This is a genomic window from Parabacteroides sp. KHUB-01, assembly GCF_056640935.1.
Genome location: NZ_CM153256.1, coordinates 47,273 through 67,859 on the forward strand (window position 1 = coordinate 47,273; position 20,587 = coordinate 67,859).

Here is a 20,587-nt window from a genome sequence, read left to right on the forward strand (position 1 = left end):
TCATACTTCTTGTATTTAATACGGAAAATATTGTATATTTACCGGAAATATTTGTTGAAAAACCAATATAGTCAGGCATAAACTTATGTTTTATGCCTGATTTGAAATTTATTTTGTTAACTTAAAGTGTGATGTGCGATGGAAAAGACAAAAATCTCCAGACGTGAATTTATGGCCTCTTCAGGTCTTTTGGCAGGAACTGCCATTTTAGGAAACCTTCCTTTTGAAAAAGTCAGTGCAAATGATTTTATTGAAGAAGCTGCTGCAAAAAAAATGCGTGTTGCTTTAGTTGGAACCGGAATCAGAGGTATTACAATGTGGGGAAAAGACCTCGTTAGGGATTATCCTGATTTGATAGAATTCGTCGGCTTGTGTGATATAAATGAAGGACGATTGAATTTTGCCAGTCAGCATATCGGAGCCGGTTGTCCGACATTTTTGGATTTCGACGAAATGATGCGTACCACAAAGCCAGACGTTCTTATTGTTTGTACAATAGACTGCACTCATCATGAGTTTATAATCAAAGGAATGGAGTATGGAGCAGATATTATAACCGAAAAACCGATGACTATTGACGAACAGAAAATTCAGGCAATTTTGGATGCAGAGAAAAGAACAGGAAAGAAAGTCCGTGTAACTTTCAACTACAGATATTCTCCTCACAGAGCAAAAATGTGGGAACTGTTGAGAAATGGAGAAATCGGAGAGTTGACATCCGTTGATTTCCACTGGTATTTGAACACTTCTCATGGTGCCGATTATTTCAGACGCTGGCACAGAAAAATTGAGAATAGCGGCTCTTTGCTGCTTCACAAAGCCTGCCATCATTTTGATTTGCTGAACTGGTGGATCGACAGTGACCCCGAAACAGTATATTGCGTCGGAGCACTTGAACACTATGGCAAAAATGGCAAATTCAGAGGTGAGAATTGTAGAATGTGCAGTCATAAGTCTGAATGTAATTACTATTGGGACATAACAAAAGACTCATTCCTCACAAAGTTGTATGTTGACAATTATAAATATGACAAATACAACAGAGACGGTTGTGTCTTTGCCAACGATGTAAATATTTATGACAAGATGGCTGCAACTATCAAATATAAAAACGGCGTCCAGGTTTCATATTCATTGACAAGTTATTCTCCTTATGAAGGATACAGAATTGCTTTCAACGGAACTGAAGGACGAATTGACGCATGGATTGAAGAATCCAACAGAATGTCCGACCGTGATTATGACGAAATAATTCTTTTCAAGAATTTCGGAAAAAGACAATATTTCCATATTCCTTTTGGAACTTCCGGCCATGGCGGTGGCGACGCATTGCTGAAAGACCAGATATTCAAACCGAATGTTCCTGATCCAATGAAGCAGTGTGCCAACGTCAGAGACGGTTCTTTGGCTTGCCTGATTGGTATCGCGGCAAGAAAGAGTATCCAGACGGGTAAACCTGTCAATATTGAAGGACTGACTTCAATTGTTCCGGAAGAGAAAAAACAGTATAACAGAGTCTGATTAATTATATTTAAATATGTATTGCAGCACAGTGGTTTCCATAACTGCTGTGCTGCTTTGTGAAATCATTTTCTTGTCAATTTTTAAGCGAAACTTAATTACTAATTATCAAATGAAAAAGACAACCTGTATTTTGTTAGCCTTGATGACTTCGGCTTCATTATGGGCAGATAATTCAGACGGCAATATCAAAGGTAAGTTGCTCGAGTCCGGAACGGAAAAAGTAATCGACTATGCAGATTTATTCCTGTATAAAAATGGTGTCTCAGAAAAGCCGGTTATGCAAACATTCCCGAATGAGAAAGGTGAATTCATTTTCAATGAAGTTGAGAACGGAACATACACACTTATGGTGCGGCTCATTGGCTATGATATTGTCACCGTAAAAGATATCGTTATCAACAATGAGGATAAATATTTGGGAAACCTAAGTATGAAGCCTCTCGAAATGGGAATTTCTGAAGTTGAAGTTGTGGCTTCCAAAAGGCAGTTGGTCTATAAGTTGGACAAGAAAATTGTAGAAGCTTCGGCAAATATGATGGCTGGCGGTGGCTCGGCAGTTGATATTCTCGAAAACACTCCATCAATACGCGTGGACGCAGAAGGCGAAGTGACGTTTCGAGGCAGCAGCGGTTTCCTGGTCTATGTTGACGGAAAACCCAGCGTTTTCTCCGGCACTCAGGCATTGGAACATATTCCTGCCGGACAAATTGAAAATATTGAGATTATCACAACTCCATCGGCTAAACATGACTCCGACGGTGATGTGGGAATTATAAACATTATAACCAAAAAACATTCGCAACAGGGATTGAGCGGAATGGTCAATCTTTCGGGAAGCACATGGCTGTCAAGGAATATAGATTTCCTTCTGACCAAGCAGAACACCAAATCAAGATGGTACGTTGGCGGTCAGTGGACCGACAGACTGCGAAAAAGTGATTTCGACCAGGAAAAAATGACGATAGTCGGAGACCAGACTACAACGTCTCATTCCGTCGGACCAAGAACCGGAGACAATTACAATTATTCCCTGAAAGGTGGCTGGAGCATCGAGTTGCCCAAAACCAGCATTTCCGTTGACGTAGAAGGCGGATATGGAGGAAACAAGCGCAAAGGCGAAATGAACTACAAGGAAACTCGCAGCATCAATGGCTCCGAACCGCAGACAGAATATTACAGAAGTATCGACGACTATGATAACTCGGAAAAATATGGCCTCGGAAGTTTTGCCCTCAAGCATCGCTTCAATGATAACGGACACGAATTGTCCGCAAGCGCATACTATAAATATGGTGGCGATGCCCTTGAATATTTCTTCAACGACCTGATGAGTCTCGAAGGCAAGAGAGTTCAGGGACACAGAGCCTACGAAGCCGAACACCGCGAAACTCTGCGTGCCAACCTGGACTACACGCTTCCTATAAACGAAACAGCGCGCCTCGAAGCCGGATATCAGTATTATTCATATCTCGAAGATGGAGACTACAAAATGGAATGGTGGGATCCGCAGGGAGAACATTTCTACTGGAGAGACGACATCTACAACACCTTCTATTTCCAGGAAGGCGTGAATTCCATCTATGCCATCCTGGCAAAGTCGTGGAACAGATTTGATGTGCAGGCAGGAGTGAGGGGAGAACATACTCACACAGTTCTGAGAAGTTCCGTTGAAGGTGCCGACAGAACTAAGAACAGATTCGAGCTTTTTCCATCTGCACACGTAGGCTATGATTTCCCTGGTGAACATCATTTGCAGGCTTCATTCTCAAGGCGAACCACTCGTCCGCAACTATTCTACATGGAGCCCTACATTACATACCGAGATTTCTATACGGCAGAGATAGGAAACCCTGATATCCGCCCGGAATATATAAACTCTTATGAGTTGAATTATAGAAAAGATTTCGGTGAAAACCAGGTTTCAGTCACAGCCTTCCATCGTTCAAGGAAAGACAAAATCGAGAGACTTAGAGTTCCTTTCGAGGCAGGAGTAACTCTGGACTCAATGGCAAATGTTGGACATGATTATTCTACAGGACTTGAACTGAGCGTCAATTTACGCCCTTTCAAATTCTGGGGAACAACTGTCAACGGCAGTCTTTATCATTACAAGGTGAAAAATGAGCGTGCAGCCGGAGGAAACACTGCCACAAGCACCAATTACGACATATTGTGGAACAATTTGTTTGACGTTGCTAAATACACCAGACTTCAGTTCGACGCAAGTTTCGTCGGTCCGTCAGTGACAACACAGGGACGGACAGATGCATACTGGTATGCAAATATGGCAATACGTCAGCAGCTTTTCGGCAGAAGGCTCACAGCCTCACTTGTGTTCAGAGATATTTTCAGAACGGCAAAATATATATCCGACATACAAACATCAGACCTGAGGTCGCTCACCAGGATAAAACCTAAATATCCTCAGATAATGCTTACCCTCAGCTGGACATTCAACAGCTTCAGCGGCAAGACCTCAGGCAGCAAAGAAGACAGAATGGATATGTTTGAAGGAATAAAACACTAGAAATAGTGTGGCACAAAATAACTCAGGTTGTCAGTTATGCGGGAATCGGTTTCTCTTATGCCGATTCCTGCAGGCTCGCCTCCGATAATCCAGCTTCCGATAACAGGATATTTCCCATGCTGTGGAACAATATCCACAAGTTTCTGATAAATAAAACCTTCGGCACCATAGTCGCCTGAACTTTCCTCAATGACATTCCCGTTCTTAACCAGAGAAATATTTGCCCCTTCGCGTGAGAACACAGGCTTCCGGCAATAAGAATTTCCAAGTCTTTCCGGAGATTTATATGTCGGCAGAAGATATGGGCTGTCCGGGAAGAATTCCCACAACAGAGCAAGCATCGCCTTGTTGCTCATCATTGATTTCCACAAAGGCTCTATAAAGAGGCAATCCGCCTTGCAGGCATGAAGATTCTCATTGAACATCCATTCCCATGGATACAGCTTGAACAGGCAGTCAATAGGCTCGCCGGCAGGGTCGGTCAGCTGATTGTCGGATTCCGAAAAACCGATATCGCAGATGTCCAGTTCCGCCGTAGGCAATTCCGCTTCCTGAGCCGTGGAAAGCAAATATCTCAGAGTTGACGTATCTTCAGCATAATCATGCTCACAGGCAAAATAATATCTGTCTTGTCCATATTGTTCGTGAATGTCTTTCCAACTTTGAACAAGTATTTCATGGATGGCATTATATTGATCCTTTTGCGGATACTTATCCTGTAGCCATTGCCACTGAATTACTGAAGCCTCCAGTAGAGAAGTAGGAGTATCGGCATTGAATTCCAACAGCTTCGGCATTGTGTCAGTTCCGTCAAAAGCAAAGTCGAAGCGTCCGTACAGCGAAAGGTCGTCTTCTTCCCAGCTGGTTTTTATAAAATCAACAATATTGCGAGGTATGCACAAATCATCGAATCTGTCAGCTCTAATCACACGTTCAACAGCTTCGCAATACATATTATAGCATTCCCGGCTTGCCTCTTCCAAAATTCCTATTTCCTCGCTGCTGAATTCATAGCAGGCATTTTCCAGCCAATAATCCTGATGGAAGTCAAAACCAAGAGATTCTATTTTTTCTCTGAAATCATTTCTGGGAGACTGAACAATCCTTTTCATGAACGTATAGAATATGATTTACCAGTTTTACCGAACACACTTTTCGACTTTCCCCATACACCAGACGAAGAAGATTTCGTTTTCTGAACCGTTTCCTTCAGATTTACCGGAGGAGTTGTCTTCATTCCGTTCGAATTTTGCCATACGTTTGATTGCGGATAATAAAAATGAGTAACACCCATAGGCGAAGTAATCATCCATCGCATAAGCATCGCGTTCCACAGCCAGTGATTTCCGGAATTATCCACATATTCTTCATTATCTTTCGGGTTTTCAGGGAGTTGCTTTTGCTCGCAGGCAAACAGTGTGAGTAGTGATAAAGATAAAACAAATAGTCTTTTATTCATAAATCTCAAATTTGCGCGCATAAAGATATATATTCTATTGATAAGAATTATTATTTAAGTTTTAAAACATGCAAAATATTTTAAAAAAAGTTATTGCATAAGTTGAATTAAGGAATATATTTGCAACAGAATAAAACAATAAATGTTAACTTAAAACAAACTAAAGCGAACCATAAGTTTAATGAAGTTATTCACTTTACTGTCGATATCTTCTTTAATGTATTAGATGCTGAAACTAGTTTCTGACTGATGGTTGGCATAAATTATTACTAAATTATGGAAAAGAAAAGAGTTTACAAATTTGGAAATGGTAATGCCGAAGGTAAAGCCGATATGAGAAATTTACTTGGAGGTAAGGGTGCGAATCTTGCAGAAATGAATTTGATAGGAGTTCCGGTTCCTCCTGGATTTACCATTACAACCGAAGTTTGCTCAGAATATTATGAATTGGGAAAAGATAAAGTTGTATCAATTCTTGAAAACGATGTCAAAGAAGCTATTTCAAATATTGAATCACTGATGAACTCCAAATTTGGAGATGTTGAAAATCCTCTTTTGGTTTCAGTCCGTTCAGGTGCCCGTGCTTCAATGCCTGGTATGATGGATACTATTCTTAACCTCGGACTTAATGATGAAGTTGTTGAAGGTTTGGCACGCAAGACAGGCAATCCACGCTTTGCATGGGATTCATACAGAAGATTCGTACAGATGTACGGAGACGTAGTTCTTGGCATGAAGCCTGTAAATAAAGATGATATCGATCCGTTCGAAGCTATAATTGAAGAAGTAAAAGAAGCTAAAGGTGTAAAACTCGACAACGAGCTTGATGTAGATGACCTAAAGACACTGGTTGTAAAATTCAAGGATGCCGTAAAAAAACAGACAGGAAAAGATTTCCCTACATCTGTTTACGAACAGCTTTGGGGTGCCATCTGTGCCGTGTTCAACAGTTGGATGAACGAACGCGCAATCCTTTACAGAAAGATGGAAGGAATACCGGCAGAGTGGGGAACAGCCGTTACAGTTCAGGCAATGGTGTTCGGAAACATGGGAAACACATCAGCAACAGGTGTTTGCTTCTCACGTGACGCTGCAACAGGCGAAGACGTGTTCAATGGCGAATATCTTATCAATGCCCAGGGCGAAGACGTAGTTGCCGGAATCCGAACTCCACAGCAAATCACAAAACTTGGTTCACAGAGATGGGCAGAACGTGCGGGAATCTCCGAAGAAGAACGCCTTGCAAATTACCCGTCAATGGAAGAAGCATTGCCGGAAATATACAAACAGCTCGACGAGCTGCAGACAAAACTGGAAATGCACTATCGTGACATGCAGGATATGGAATTCACAGTTCAGGAAGGAAAACTGTGGTTCTTGCAGACTCGTAACGGAAAACGCACCGGCGCAGCAATGGTGAAAATCGCCATGGACTTGCTTCACCAGGGAATCATTGACGAAAAAACAGCTCTTTTGCGCATCGAACCGAACAAGCTCGACGAACTTCTTCACCCTGTATTCGACAAAGAAGCTCAGAAAAAAGCTACAGTGCTTGTGAAAGGCTTGCCGGCATCACCGGGCGCAGCTACAGGACAAATCGTGTTCTTTGCCGACGATGCAGCAGCTTGGCATAAGGACGGAAAGAAAGTAGTACTCGTTCGCCTTGAAACTTCTCCTGAAGATTTGGCAGGAATGGAAGCTGCCGAAGGTATTCTTACAGCTCGAGGCGGAATGACATCACACGCTGCCGTAGTAGCCCGCGGTATGGGAAAATGCTGTGTTTCCGGAGCCGGAACATTGAATGTCGATTACAAGAAGAAAACAATCGAAGTAGATGGAACAGTATTGAAAGAAGGCGACTATATTTCAATAAACGGTTCTACCGGCGAAGTATATATTGGTGAAGTTCAGACAAAAGCAGCTGAATTATCAGCAGACTTCACAGAATTAATGGCATTGGCAGACAAATATTCACGCCTGAAAGTCAGAACAAATGCCGATACTCCACACGATGCCACAATTGCACGAAGCTTCGGCGCCGTTGGTATTGGACTTTGCCGAACAGAGCATATGTTCTTCGAAGGAGAAAAAATCAAGGCAATGCGTGAAATGATTCTTGCCGAAAATTCCGAAGGACGCAAGAAAGCCCTTGAAAAGATTCTTCCTTATCAGCAGGCAGACTTCAAAGGAATATTCAAGGCAATGGCAGGATGTCCGGTCACAGTGCGTCTGCTCGACCCTCCATTGCACGAATTCGTTCCTCACGATTTGAAAGGACAGGAAGAAATGGCAGAAGCAATGGGAGTTTCCGTGAAATATATCCAACAGAGAGTTGAATCACTGTGCGAACACAATCCTATGCTCGGACACCGCGGATGCCGTCTTGGCAACACATATCCTGAAATCACAGCCATGCAAACAAGAGCAATCCTTGGCGCAGCTTTGGAATTGAAAGCCGAAGGTATTGAAGCAATGCCTGAAATCATGGTTCCATTGACTGGTATTCTTTACGAATTCAAGGAACAGGAAAAGGTTATCCGTGCAACAGCCGAAGAATTGTTTGCCGAAAAGAACGACAGAATCGAATTCAAAGTAGGAACAATGATTGAGGTTCCGCGAGCAGCCCTCACAGCAGACCGAATCGCTTCATCAGCCGAATTCTTCTCATTCGGAACTAATGACCTTACTCAGATGACATTCGGTTACTCTCGCGACGACATCGCATCATTCCTTCCAGTATATCTGGAAAAGAAAATCCTTAAGGTTGACCCATTCCAGGTTCTCGACCAGAAAGGTGTAGGTCAGCTAGTTCGTATGGCAACAGAAAAAGGCCGTGCTATCCGTCCCGATTTGAAATGCGGTATTTGCGGCGAACACGGCGGCGAACCTTCTTCAGTCAAATTCTGTCATAAAGTAGGTCTTAACTACGTCAGCTGCTCTCCATTTAGAGTGCCTATAGCTAGGGTTGCGGCGGCGCAGGCTGCTATTGAGGAAGCATAAGCAATATAGGATAATATTTGATTTAGGCTGTAACGAACTGTTTATCAGGCGTTACAGCCTAAGTTGTTTTTAGGCGGTTCGTGCATTTGTCCGCAAAAAATGAGCCAAATAAACGGTACTTGCATACACCACGCATACACTTTTGAACAGTGGCGCATACACCAACGCATACACCATTTAATAACTTATAAATCAATCTGATATGGCAACATTTAAAGTAGTCGTAAGAAAAAAGAGAGCTGACGGATTTTATCCAGTGTACATTCGTGTTGTCCACCGTTCAAGAATGGGTTATATTAAAACCGATAAACTCATTACGGACAAGCAAATCACCAAGAATGGCGAAATCAAGGATATTGTGGTCAACGAATATTGTTCACGAGAAATCCTACGTTATAGCGATATGATAAACCGTAAGGATGTCTCAAATTATTCTGTTGCTGAACTAATTGAATTCCTTATCCATTCAGATGAAGAAATATGTTTTAGTGACTATGCTACAAAATTCATTAACCGTATGGCTTCTGAAGGACATGAACGTAATGCTAAGAACTATCGTCTGGCTGTAAACCACCTTGAAAGATATTTGGGAACAACCAGAGTGATGTTTACTCACTTGTCATCTTCTGTTTTGACAAGATGGATTAATAGCCTTTCGTTGACGAACAGGGCGAAAGAAATGTATCCGACTTGTTTAAGACAGATATTCAAAAGGGCACTTATAGAGCTGAACGATGAAGAACGTGGTATCGTGCGAATCAAATACAATCCTTGGTTAAAGGTATCTATTCCTAAATCTGACAGTACGGTCCAAAGGGCCATCAGTGCAGAGGCATGTAGGGAATTCTTCAATCGCCCCCTACCGGAAACCAAAATGATTTCCTCTCTTCCGGAACTGGGCCGAGACGTGGCACTCCTATCTTTGTGTCTGGGTGGAATAAACACCGTAGATATTTTTGAGCTTAAAAAAGAAAACTACAAGGATGGTATTATCGGATATAAAAGAGCTAAGACAAAGCACAGCCGGAAAGACGAAGCCTATATTGAAATGCGCGTGGAACCGTTCATTCAGGCCACATTTGACAAATATCTTTCAGACGAGAATGATGAATATCTTTTCAAATTCCATAAGCGTTACAGTAACCCAGACAGTTTCAATGCCAACGTTAATATTGGAATCAGAAAGATATGTGCCGATATGGGAATGAAGAAGGAGGATTACTACTGTTATTACACTTTCCGTCATACATGGGCTACAATTGCCCAAAATGACTGTGATGCCAATCTGTATGAAGTTGCTTTCGGTATGAATCACAGCCATGGACTGAATATTACAAGAGGCTATGTCAAGATAGATTTCACTCCTGCCTGGGAACTCAATGCAAAAGTGATTGACTTCATTTTCTTCAGCAGCAAGAAGAGCAAGCAAGGCAAGGCACGTGACTTCGAGACACCGGCAGACAAGATGTTCCGCATCACAAAGAAGATGATGATCTATGGCCGTGCATATTTCAAAGGTGATGTTATCGGTGAAATAACAGATATTGGTTTCAGTAATGTGGACCAGGTTATTGACAGACTGGTTGAACAGTTACCTAAGGATATCCCTACCGGATGTATGGTTCAGTTCCGTCTTATGAATTGTGATTCCAAGAAGGAAGTTGTATATGAAAGAAGCAAGGGAAAAGGTTTCATGTAATCGGCAAAACTGAACAAGCCATTAACACAAAGGGAGGATTCTACTTATCTTTATCAGAACCGTACCATTTATCATATTGGTGCGGTTCTTTTCTATTTGTCCAGTTGGTTCCAGGGCATGATTTCACGACCTATAACTATGGCAAAGACAAGTACGATAAGCTTCCATATAAGTATGACAGTCTTCTTTACTAGCCACACAGCCAGACGTATGGAAATCCTCAAAAGCCAGAATACCAGCTTCAGGAGCAGCATACCGATAATAAGTACCGGCAGCAGATATATAATCAACAGCAGTTCAAACATAATGTGTAATATTTATGAGTATAAGAGCTTATTAATTATATAAATATACTAAAAATCAATGATATACAGAAATTTACGCAACAGTATTTTCTTGTTGTTCGAGTAAATTTTTACTGATTATCAGTGCTATATCACCATGATAACAAAGCATCTCCAGACTCTGAAAACGAGGTTGTTCGGTCTGAATGTTTCTGCAATACAGTTCAGATAAAATAAGATTTCACGATAGCCATTTCATCAGCTGAATCAGCTACAAGATTATATTTTCCCTTTTATTGGGATTCCAATAACTTAGATAAGCAGGTTACTTTTACCATGCTATCATGGTATCGGGACTACATATTATATTGGATATAGGTTTTATGAGAACAATAACCATCTATCCCATATAACTACATCTTGTGTGTCTTTGAGACTTTGGTTTATCCAACCATATATATCGAAACATTATTTTCTTATTACTACGATTTTTATGGTTCTAAAATCGAATAATACTTATAGCATCTGTTTCTGAATACACGAAAATTGGTTTGATAAGTTCTAGGACTCTATACAACAATATTCCGCTATATGGATATTCCAAGACAACCGGATGCTACAGCAGACGGTTAACAGGAATACGCCTCCAAAGAATTGTGTTGTTGATTTCGGTTTGCAACGGCTTTCTCCGGTAAATTTGGGTGTAATAATCATTCCCGGAAGGCATCGTTCTGCCGTGCAGAGTTTTCCAAGCAAGTTGTACTTTTGTGGCCACAAAACTCCGTTTCGTACTCACAAAAGTAACTTGCCGAATGCTGGCGCATCGGAGCGACTGGCCGCTGTTTCGCATGGCGAAAGATGGTCCGGGGAACCTAACCACCAATGTATCCAAGTATGAAGAATCAGAGAACCAAGTACATCAAGGTCAGAATGACACCGGAGGAAGTACAACAGTTTAAGGAGAAATCTGCCTCCTATTCATCTGTGAGTCATTATATACGCTCAGCACTGGCAGAGTATTCAAATATCGGAACCAAAAGGCAACTCGAACTGATGAATGATCTCGGTCTATTTTACCGGAAATATCAGAATGAACTTTCCTGGGCTGGAGGAAACCTTAATCAGTCAGTTAAACGTGCTAATGAACTTGCGGTAGCCGGGTTACTAGTACCCAGCTATATTCAGGAAGTTCTGTTACCGGTTATTCTTGAAACTCAGGAAACATTGAACCGAATAAAGAAAGACCTTGATTCTCTGACACAGAAAACTGTCAGAATCTGAGTTATTAGTTACACGGTATTCAATCATTTCAGATATTATTATTGTGTAACCGTAGATTAATGAGCTTGAAGTATTTCGGTTACCCAATCACATAAACCATGATAATTAGAATTCAATATGATAGCAACCATATTACCGGGAAGCACTAACTTTCATGCTGTCGGTTACAATGAACATAAAGTCTCGAAAGGTGTTGCACGGCTTATCGAGATTCAGAATTTCGGTTCACTCGGAATTTTTCACAAGCCTACACAAAGTGAGCTGGTCGGTTATCTCCAGAAGTACAGTTCACAGAACAGCAGAATCAGGAAACCGCAGTTTCATGTAGCCATATCATGTAAAGGTCACGAAATGTCGGAAGATGAGCTGCTGGATTTTGCACACCAGTATCTCAAGGATATGGGATACGGAGAATCCGGTCAGCCGTTGCTTGTTTATTCCCATTATGACACGGAGAATACCCATCTTCATATTATTACTTCAAGGGTGGCACCTGATGGAAGAAAGATTCAGCACAGCCATGAGCGCAGACGTTCTCAAGAAGTCATTGACCGTATTCTTGGTAACGACAGGAAGAAGAAAACGGAAGATGACATTAATTTGGCCAAGCAGTACACATTCTCTTCATTTGCCCAATTCAAGTCTATAATGGTTTCCATGGGATATGAAGTCTATCAGAAAGACGAGAATGTATTCGTCAAGCATGGTGGTAAGGTTCAGAAGGAAATTCCTTTTTCTGAAATAGAAAGTCTTTTCAAGAGCGGTTATCGGGAAAGGGCTCGTTGCCATCAGCTTAGAAGCATATTAAAGAAATACCGTGACGTAAGTTCCAACAAGGAGGAGCTACAGAAGGAACTGAAAACGAAGTTCGGTATTGACATTGTGTTCTTCGGCAAGAAGGATGTACCATATGGGTATATGCTCGTTGATCATGCAAACAAGACCGTCATTCATGGTGCAAGAGTGCTGGCTGTAGAGGAGCTTCTGGACTTTGCTACACCTGAAGAGCGGTTCAACCGGATTGAGGACTATATTGACCGGTTACTGACACTCAATCCGAAGATTACCCAGGGTAAAATATACAGTAAAATCAGGAAGCAGCGTGCCTATATCAAGAAAGGTATCATCTATTTTGATGGCCAAAGCCGTCCGTTAAAACCTTTTATGGCAGAAGCTATCGACCGTAATAACCGTATAGCTATGGTAGAAATGTTCAGTCCGACTACTGAGGCTGAACGGGATTTGCTTTGTAAGATTTTTAAGGTTTCCCGGACAGATCTGGTAGATATATCTCTGGAAAGAACACACTACTACACTGATGCTGTGAATCGGTTGCGTGAGATATTCAATGATGAAACAGTTTCCTCAGTCAGAAACCGACTGCATGAAGAAGGCTTCACTATCCGTCAGGAAGAGGATGCAACTTATGCCATTAATTTCAAGCAGCATATCATTATAAATCTTACTAAAGAAAACTTCAATCTTGAAAGATTGAAACAATCTGTGAAACAAATTGAACAACATAACCCCCAGCAACCAACAAAGTCTATTTCACGTTTTGCTGGCAAATCCAAACTGCATGATGCAGGTGGTGGTAGTCATAGCGAAAAACGTGAGTGGGAAGTTGGACATAGAGATAACTATGATGAGGTTGATGATGAACATTCAATAAAAAGATAGTTATCTTGCCCATTATATCGGTAGTGTAAAATAAACTGTGTCACGCATTGTTTCTTATGAGAAAACTCATCGGTCGGGAAACGGCCAGCGCCAGAGGGCTTGGCCACCCGTCCCAGTAAGCGTAAAATTACAATAATTCCTATTAAAAAGGAAGTTCATCTAAATCTTGCTCATTTATAAGAATATCAACCAACTCTAATGCTTTCATTGCCTTAGGGTGTTTGTGTTTTGCTGCTTTTGAATAAAATTCTTGGGCCTTGAAAAGATTTATTTGTGTTCCAATACCCTTTTCATAGCACCTAGCAAGATTATACTCTGCATTATTATCAGAAAAGACAGTACCCTTTTCATAAAGTGAAAATGCTTTTTGGGTATCTTTTATTACGCCCAATCCGTATTCATACAAAAAAGCAAGGGGAGCAAAAAATTTTCCTTTAAGTTTCATAGCTGTAATAAGATTGTTTTCTAATTGATTCAGTAGAGTAAATGCCCTTTTGAAGTCACTTTGAATTTTCTTACCCGTCATTAGTTCTATACCTAACTGATATATTGCATTGATATGATTATGTTTAGCAGCTTTCTCCAACCAAAAAATATATTGTTCATCGTATTGTTTCTTATCAGAATCATTATCATTAAATATAAGTGCCATATGCCACTCTGCGTTTAGTAATCCTCTATTTGCAGCTTCTAATATTAGATTATAACCTCGTTCTTTGCTGTCATCAGTAGGTTGTTTAATTTGAAAAAGAAAAGCTCCAAGATTGTATATTGATTCTAAAGGAGCATCATGACATATCCTTAATGAACATTGATTAATATTATTGCAATCTCTAAAAACATCTATTCCACAAAAATATAATTCTTTTTCTCCAAATACTTTTTCTAGATACTTACATCCTTTAAAAGCTCTATCTGCTATTTCTATAACAGTTGATGGTATTACATAATTTTTTCTTTCGATATTGATTGGATATCTTATAAGACGAGACACTGTTGCATTAAATAATACTCCATCAATGGATTTGTAATTTTTATTATATGAGTCAACATCTAACTTACTTAATAAATTACAATTATCGAAAGCACTTTCAGAAATATACGTTACTGATTTAGGCTCTTCTACCATGGATAATGATGAACAGCCACTAAATGCGTTATCTTCAATATCTAGTAATTCAGATGAGAATATTATATTTTTCAGCCCACTACAGTTTGTAAATGAATCCTTAGGTATAGATTTTATGTTAGATAAATCTGCTTCATTTAACATTTTGCAGCCCGAAAAACAACCTTCTCCTATTTTTTTGACCTTATTAGAAATCTTTATTGAAGCTGACTTGCAATTAAAAAAAGATGCACTTCCTATATTATTTACATTACTTAAATCTACAGTCTTAATAAATTCATCATATTTGCGACGTGAGGACCAAAATGCATTACCAGCAATTTTACGAGTACGCATATCTATTTTCACCTTTGGTTGCCAATAAATAAACCCAATTGCAGTATAATAATCAGAAGTATATAAAATACCATTATCTAATGCATAGTAAGGAGAATGGCATTCCATTTGTTTAATATTAAAACACCCTCCCCACGGATTGTTATCATATATATATCGTACGGAAGACGGTATATTACATGAAATCATATTATCGTTATTGGCAAACGCACGATCACCAATTGAAATGACAGATGAAGGCAGTCTTATACTATTTAAATTTATAGACTGGAATGCTTGGTCACAAATTATAAGAGTACCCTCTTTAATTTCATAATCTATTCCTTCCAATTGAGAATCAGCTTTTAAAACTCGTCTTCCATCAAGACTATATTTTACCCCATAATCATCCTCCCAACAATGATTTAATTCTTCTTCAGATACAATAGTATTATAAATATCAAAATCATTTGGTATAAGGATATTAGAAATGCATTCATCAAAGTATAACGATGATAATTTATTATTTGCTAAAGTATGCAAATATAAAGCAAATAATTCCTTAAAATTATTATCTGAAATAAATTTCTTATCTTGTAGTAAAGAGATTTGGTTTAATTTATAAACCTCATTTTCACTAATCACACAATAATCTAAGCATTCTTCCACTTTACCAATATCAATTATAAATGTCTGAATTGATAAAGCTATCAATGTAATTGCATAATTATCGATTCGTTCATCAAATTTCAGGGCAACCGCACCAAAATTCCATTCAAAATATGTTTTGCAACAGGTTTGTTAAAATAGTTCTGAAAAAAATGTGTTATTTGGGAAATAAAGCGGATATTGCGGATAGCAAAACCTTAACTATGAAAAACAACCTTAGCGATTGGATTTTTTACGTGTCGATTTTACAACCAAAGGTAAACTTCCAATTTTAGGGTAGCCCCTTTTAGACGGGCGCCAGTCGGCACCCGTCTAAAAAAGAATCCACAAATTTAACGATTATTATTTGCATATTGTCATGGGAAGAAGGTTTTCGTAATCCGTTCTTCCCTTCTTTAATTCTCTTAGCAGCTTGCAGAAGTAATTCCTGAAGGAGACTCCTGCCTGTTTGCAGGTTTCTATAAAGGTATTATAGATTGCGGAGTTCTGTATTCCTTTCACGCTTCCGAAGAACAGGCTGTTCTTTCGTTGGACAGTGATTGGTCTTATCGCTCTTTCTGCTGTCATATTGTCTATGGAGTATTCTCCGTCATTTCTGTAGGAGAAGATCTGATTCCAGAAGTTCTTCAGATAGTTAAGGGCCTTGCTCATAAGTTCGCTTCGGCTCTCATCCGGATTTGCCAGCAAATCATAAAGCTCCGTCCTTAACTTCTCGATGATTTCCGTCGTTTCCTTACCGTTCCTTCTGCTGTAAATCTCGTCCGCAGTAAGTTTTTCCCGACGGTAAGTCTCTTCCATGCCGTATAGCTTTGCTATCAGCTCAAGGAAGATTCTTGCCTGCAGACTTCCCTGGTCGTAGGCGTACTTGAACTTGGCTCTTGCATGAGCCAGACAGCAGAGATGCTCTATATCCATAAGTTCATTGTCTAGATACATATATACGTTGTAACCGTCACTCTGCAGTGATTTGATTTTTGCATCACCAAGGAACTCCTTCAACACATTTCTGTTCCTGCCTCCATGTTTCTGTACACCTTCATCATCCGTTGTATCCTCGTAGAAGAAGATGACTATACGCGCTTTTCTGTTTACCAGACACCACATATAGGTCTTTCGTTTCTTATTGTATGCGTGATAGCGGAGCCATGTCTCGTCCACATTCACGTTGGCACCGTCCTGAAGGGCAATCTTCTTGAGGGCAGGTATCAGCTTATTGAGCTGCATGGCACCTTTGTCGGCCCAGTTCAGCAGGTTCTGCACAGAGGTGTTCCAGTCCATATCCGACAGACGGTTCTTCGCCTCCCTGTATGCCGGTGTTGACATCTGGAAGCGGTTAAACATCAGATACGAGAGCATGTTTGCCGTAATGCTTGTACCCGGTACTATCTCGTCATAAAGGCTTGCCCGGACGTCATCCTTCATAGGAAGGAACATGCTTTCAATCCTGCCGTCGGCATGCTTCACCTTAAGTACCTCAAAGTGATGTTCCTCAATATGGCTCACAATGCTTCTTATTTTACGGTAGCTTGACGATATTACAACAGAATCCTCAGGAAGCATTGTATAATCAGACCTGTGTATAATCGGTGTACCTACACAAGTCTTATTGTATGTCATTCCTTTCCTGTATGGTCTTTCCTTGGAAAGGGAAGCCTTCGGAGTATCCTGCGTGTCGCATGATGCGGAAGAGTCCGGCTGTGGGACCTCGCTTGGTGGAGCAGTAGGAGTACCGTCAAAATCATCCTTGTCATCATGCTTCCCTTTTACGACCCTTTTACGGTCAATACCTTTGAGACTTTTGGAAGAGGCATAGGTCTGGGTATTCATAATGGAAAGACGTTCTAAAAGGGCATTATACTTTTTCTCAAGTTTTTTATACTCCTTATCGCGGAGCTTGTATTCAAGGACAACCTTGTCAGCCTTGCTGTTTGCCTTAAGCAGGGCATTTGTAAGGGAGTCTATTTTCTTATTGGACTCCTTCAGGTCTTTTCCTATTTCATCAAGCCGTGCTATCATTTCGTCAAGCTGCTTGCTCTTGCTCTGATTCTCCTCAAACAGGAACAGGGCGAACCTCTTTATCTGCTCATTATCCATACCTTCAAGGGGTGTATGCTCCTTTTCGGGTCTGTTCATCATCTCTTCAAGATGCTTCTGTCTGAGTATGTGTTCTATAAGTTCCTCTGTTTCCATGTTCTCTAAATTTTATGTAAAGATACTCATTTTCAGTGAGATACGCAAATATTTAGAGAGCTTTTATTGCTGATATTCAGAGTTTTATCATTAAATTCTTATGCTCGTTATTACCGGAGTTTCAAGTATCGTGACCAGGTCTTTCCAGTCTATCTTATACACTGTCACGTCATCCTTGCGCTCTATCCTCATGAACCTGTAGCCCTTTATGAAGGACTTCTCATGAAGATAATAGGCATTGCGCTCATAGTGTATCATGCGAACCTTGCGCTGGTCTTTAGACATGAACATGTAAACATCACCATTCAATGGATCACGGTGGTATCGACCTCGGATTATCTCGCATATACGCTGAGCCTTGCATCTCATATCGTGAAGCTCAGGAAGGTAGTAGAAGTTGTGAAGACCGTTGATGCTCAGCATAAGCCCTCCAGTTTCTCTACCAGTGTTTTCAGCCCCTGATAGTCTAAGCCTTTCTTCTGTATGCACAAGCCCTCACGAGTTCTTATCGTCACCATAATGCTTCCTTTATGGGGAGTTGTACGTTTGAGCTTGTCTTTAGCAACCTCCTGCCGTTCTTCATTGCCTGTCCGAATCAGCTCTTCCGGAATTCCTTCAACTTCTACAGGTACAACCTTTTTCTGTGTCTTCTTGAACCAGTCATAGAATGCCGTGTATGGAATATTGTTACCAATGCAGAACGAGTTGATGGAAACTCCATTGGGCTCACCCTCGGTTTTGTAGAGGAACCACAGTCTTTCAAAATCTTTTTCGCTAAACATAATCTTTCAAGTTTTAAGTTTAGCACGAAGGTATGGGAAAGAAACATGCTAGTCAATACGCCAATTTTGGAAGCTTACCAACCAAAGTCTTTCGACTATGATTCGTAAGATCTTATGAGAGGTCTCTTATAAAAAGAGGCCTCTTTTTTATGATTCAGATCATCCGGTCAGAACTGCAATAACTTTTTTAAATAGTTAATATCCAAAGCTGCCTTGTAAAGTCTTTTTTTAAGGCTTAACTTATCCTTTTGTTCAGAGATGATATGTAAAGCCACTTTTCTAATCACTGACAGGTTTTGTGATGAATATCCTTTCCTCGCTCTGCAATCATCCTCTTTAAAAGTAACGTCCAAATGCCAATGCAGTTGGTTCTCAATACTCCAGTGTCCTCTTATTATTTTTTGAAAGTAAGACGCACTTAATCCTTGCTCGTCACTGATATAATATCTGGTTTCAAGAGCCGTTTTCCCGTTCATCTCCCTACTTGATTCCATTTTTACAATCGTCCCTAGTCCTTTCCAAGATTGAATGGTTTCCGGAAGCAGATATTCCATGGCTGGAAGAATGCTGCATTTCCTGACTTCTATCCTTCCATGGTCTTTTTCCACAGTCGTATCCGAATCAAGGCCGCCGTGTACTTTAAAAGCACATTCAATATCCTCATATAGAGACTTCTGATTACCTTTTACCGACAATAGATAATGCCCCTTCTTTTCAAGTATCAAGTCTACAACCTCACGTTGCGTTCCCATAGCGTCTATGGATATAACTGCATCCTCAATATCTATGGCTGACAACACTTCGGGAATGGCTGTTATCTCATTGGACTTGTCTTCCACTTTTTTCTGATATATACAGAATTCGTTCTCGCTTACCCAGGCATTCAAAATGTACAGACCTTTATTCCCGCGAGAGGTCGGCGATGTCCCACTTTGCTTCTTCCCGTCTATAACAATCTGTTTTTCTGATAAATCCGACAGGATTGACTTCCCATAACTACAAAGACAATGTTCTAATTCGGTTGGGTCTATGCGTTGAAACACACGCTCAAACGTATCTTTTGAAGGTACACCGTGAGGAAGTGAAAGCATATCCTTAAGTTTTTCTCCACGTTCCAAGGTAAACAGACGCATATCCTCATAATCTGTTCCGCCTGTCAGGTAAGTACACAAACCTATCATTAATATGTCTGACAACAAATGTAGACAACGACCTGTTACACGAGGATCGGTAACTTCTGAAAAATACTTGGATGGATTCATTTCACTGCAAATTTATCATTTCTATTTCTGTTTCGGTTTGCCGCTGCAAATCTAAGGTGAGGCACAGATAAACACTTCACTGATGATTACAAATTTTGATGCGGTTGCCCTGATCAAATTTTGAATATGCATCAAATGGATACCTAAAATTTATGGTTCCCATATTTACATTTTGCATTCCTTCCATTGTTGGTACAAACATTCCATCGTAATCAATAAGAACACATGCACCATTTTGATTAACAATTATATTGTCAGGCTTTAGATCTCCGTGTGCAAAAGGCTGCTTTAGAAGCCAAGATGTCATTCTTAGAAAACTATTCAATAGACGGATTAATTCATAATATACATATTCTCCGTCCCCAGATGTACTCCAATAGCTACAAGCAGTATTATATGCATCATTTAAGCATGAAGATAGAGTTTGCCCTTCAACCCATTCCATTAATAGAACCGGAAATTCTGACACATCTGTTTGTTTTGTGTCAACAAACAACTCATTTTCTATATATTTAACAGAGACTATATACTCTGATTCTATGGATTTTAGATAATCAGAAATAAGTTTATATCTTTCTGTTCTTTCTTCCTGATCTTTGATAAAACATTTAACAGCATAGTTTTTATTACCGTCAGTCATCTTGAATACTACAGCAAGATTACCACTACTCATAATAGGGCTTCCATTTTCATTCAAAACAGGACGAAGGTAAGACAATTCATTAAAATTGTCTTCTGCATTCATTATAGACTCGACATATTCAGATATCAGTGGGTAGTTCATAA

Annotated in this window: 15 protein-coding genes; 6 read left to right on the top strand and 9 right to left on the bottom strand. The window is 40.2% G+C overall.

All coding sequences use genetic code 11. The features are described from left to right. Positions 1–138: 138 nt before the first annotated feature. A complete protein-coding gene (locus ACYIAR_RS00220; RefSeq protein WP_299229912.1) occupies positions 139–1,521 on the top strand; it encodes a Gfo/Idh/MocA family protein in 1,383 nt (460 codons plus the stop codon). A gap of 112 nt (positions 1,522–1,633) precedes the next feature. Further along, positions 1,634–4,051 (top strand): TonB-dependent receptor, encoded by a 2,418-nt coding sequence (locus tag ACYIAR_RS00225; protein ID WP_480331342.1) that lies wholly within the window; start codon positions 1,634–1,636, stop codon positions 4,049–4,051. Here the strand turns inward: ACYIAR_RS00225 and ACYIAR_RS00230 are convergent. Beyond that, a complete protein-coding gene (locus ACYIAR_RS00230; protein ID WP_480331344.1) occupies positions 4,048–5,163 on the bottom strand; it encodes a glutathionylspermidine synthase family protein in 1,116 nt (371 codons plus the stop codon). The two genes, ACYIAR_RS00225 and ACYIAR_RS00230, sit on opposite strands and share 4 nt — an antisense overlap. Then, on the bottom strand, positions 5,160–5,510 hold the full coding sequence (locus ACYIAR_RS00235; RefSeq protein ID WP_480331346.1) for a hypothetical protein: 351 nt from the start codon (positions 5,508–5,510) through the stop codon (positions 5,160–5,162). The genes ACYIAR_RS00230 and ACYIAR_RS00235 overlap by 4 nt, the downstream gene beginning before the upstream one ends. Before the next feature lie 276 nt (positions 5,511–5,786). Between ACYIAR_RS00235 and ppdK the strand changes: the two genes are divergently transcribed. Both ppdK and ACYIAR_RS00245 read left to right on the top strand, forming a co-directional pair. Continuing rightward, positions 5,787–8,510: a pyruvate, phosphate dikinase gene (ppdK, locus tag ACYIAR_RS00240; RefSeq protein ID WP_299229904.1), complete on the top strand. Its 2,724-nt coding sequence runs from the start codon at positions 5,787–5,789 to the stop codon at positions 8,508–8,510. Between the two features lie 202 nt (positions 8,511–8,712). Continuing rightward, the gene (locus tag ACYIAR_RS00245) at positions 8,713–10,209 is read left to right on the top strand and encodes a tyrosine-type recombinase/integrase (protein WP_032598421.1); all 1,497 of its coding nucleotides are present in this window, start codon (positions 8,713–8,715) and stop codon (positions 10,207–10,209) included. A 92-nt stretch (positions 10,210–10,301) separates the two neighbouring features. Here ACYIAR_RS00245 and ACYIAR_RS00250 read toward each other — a convergent pair whose 3' ends face one another. Further along, on the bottom strand, positions 10,302–10,514 hold the full coding sequence (locus ACYIAR_RS00250; RefSeq protein WP_007843075.1) for a hypothetical protein: 213 nt from the start codon (positions 10,512–10,514) through the stop codon (positions 10,302–10,304). Between the two features lie 873 nt (positions 10,515–11,387). Here ACYIAR_RS00250 and ACYIAR_RS00255 point away from each other — a divergent pair. Beyond that, the gene (locus ACYIAR_RS00255) at positions 11,388–11,774 is read left to right on the top strand and encodes a plasmid mobilization protein (RefSeq protein WP_281695823.1); all 387 of its coding nucleotides are present in this window, start codon (positions 11,388–11,390) and stop codon (positions 11,772–11,774) included. Positions 11,775–11,891: 117 nt separating this feature from the next. Beyond that, complete coding sequence (locus ACYIAR_RS00260) at positions 11,892–13,454, top strand: relaxase/mobilization nuclease domain-containing protein (RefSeq protein ID WP_480331349.1); 1,563 nt, start codon at positions 11,892–11,894, stop codon at positions 13,452–13,454. A 142-nt stretch (positions 13,455–13,596) separates the two neighbouring features. Here ACYIAR_RS00260 and ACYIAR_RS00265 read toward each other — a convergent pair whose 3' ends face one another. The 6 genes from ACYIAR_RS00265 to ACYIAR_RS00290 form a co-directional block, all read right to left on the bottom strand. Continuing rightward, positions 13,597–15,612, bottom strand: coding sequence for a leucine-rich repeat protein (locus tag ACYIAR_RS00265; RefSeq protein WP_480331351.1), 2,016 nt, complete (start codon positions 15,610–15,612; stop codon positions 13,597–13,599). Positions 15,613–15,909: 297 nt separating this feature from the next. Then, the gene (tnpC, locus tag ACYIAR_RS00270) at positions 15,910–17,757 is read right to left on the bottom strand and encodes an IS66 family transposase (protein WP_008767178.1); all 1,848 of its coding nucleotides are present in this window, start codon (positions 17,755–17,757) and stop codon (positions 15,910–15,912) included. A gap of 90 nt (positions 17,758–17,847) precedes the next feature. Beyond that, entirely contained in the window at positions 17,848–18,180 is a 333-nt protein-coding gene (tnpB, locus tag ACYIAR_RS00275; RefSeq protein WP_008767179.1) for an IS66 family insertion sequence element accessory protein TnpB, read from the bottom strand. After that, a complete protein-coding gene (locus tag ACYIAR_RS00280; RefSeq protein WP_007901163.1) occupies positions 18,174–18,539 on the bottom strand; it encodes a hypothetical protein in 366 nt (121 codons plus the stop codon). The genes tnpB and ACYIAR_RS00280 overlap by 7 nt, the downstream gene beginning before the upstream one ends. Positions 18,540–18,706: 167 nt before the next feature. Next, positions 18,707–19,801, bottom strand: a complete 1,095-nt coding sequence (locus tag ACYIAR_RS00285; protein WP_480329149.1) for an ISAs1 family transposase — start codon at positions 19,799–19,801, stop codon at positions 18,707–18,709. Between the two features lie 76 nt (positions 19,802–19,877). Continuing rightward, a complete protein-coding gene (locus tag ACYIAR_RS00290) occupies positions 19,878–20,585 on the bottom strand; it encodes a protein kinase domain-containing protein (RefSeq protein WP_480331354.1) in 708 nt (235 codons plus the stop codon). Positions 20,586–20,587: the final 2 nt, after the last annotated feature.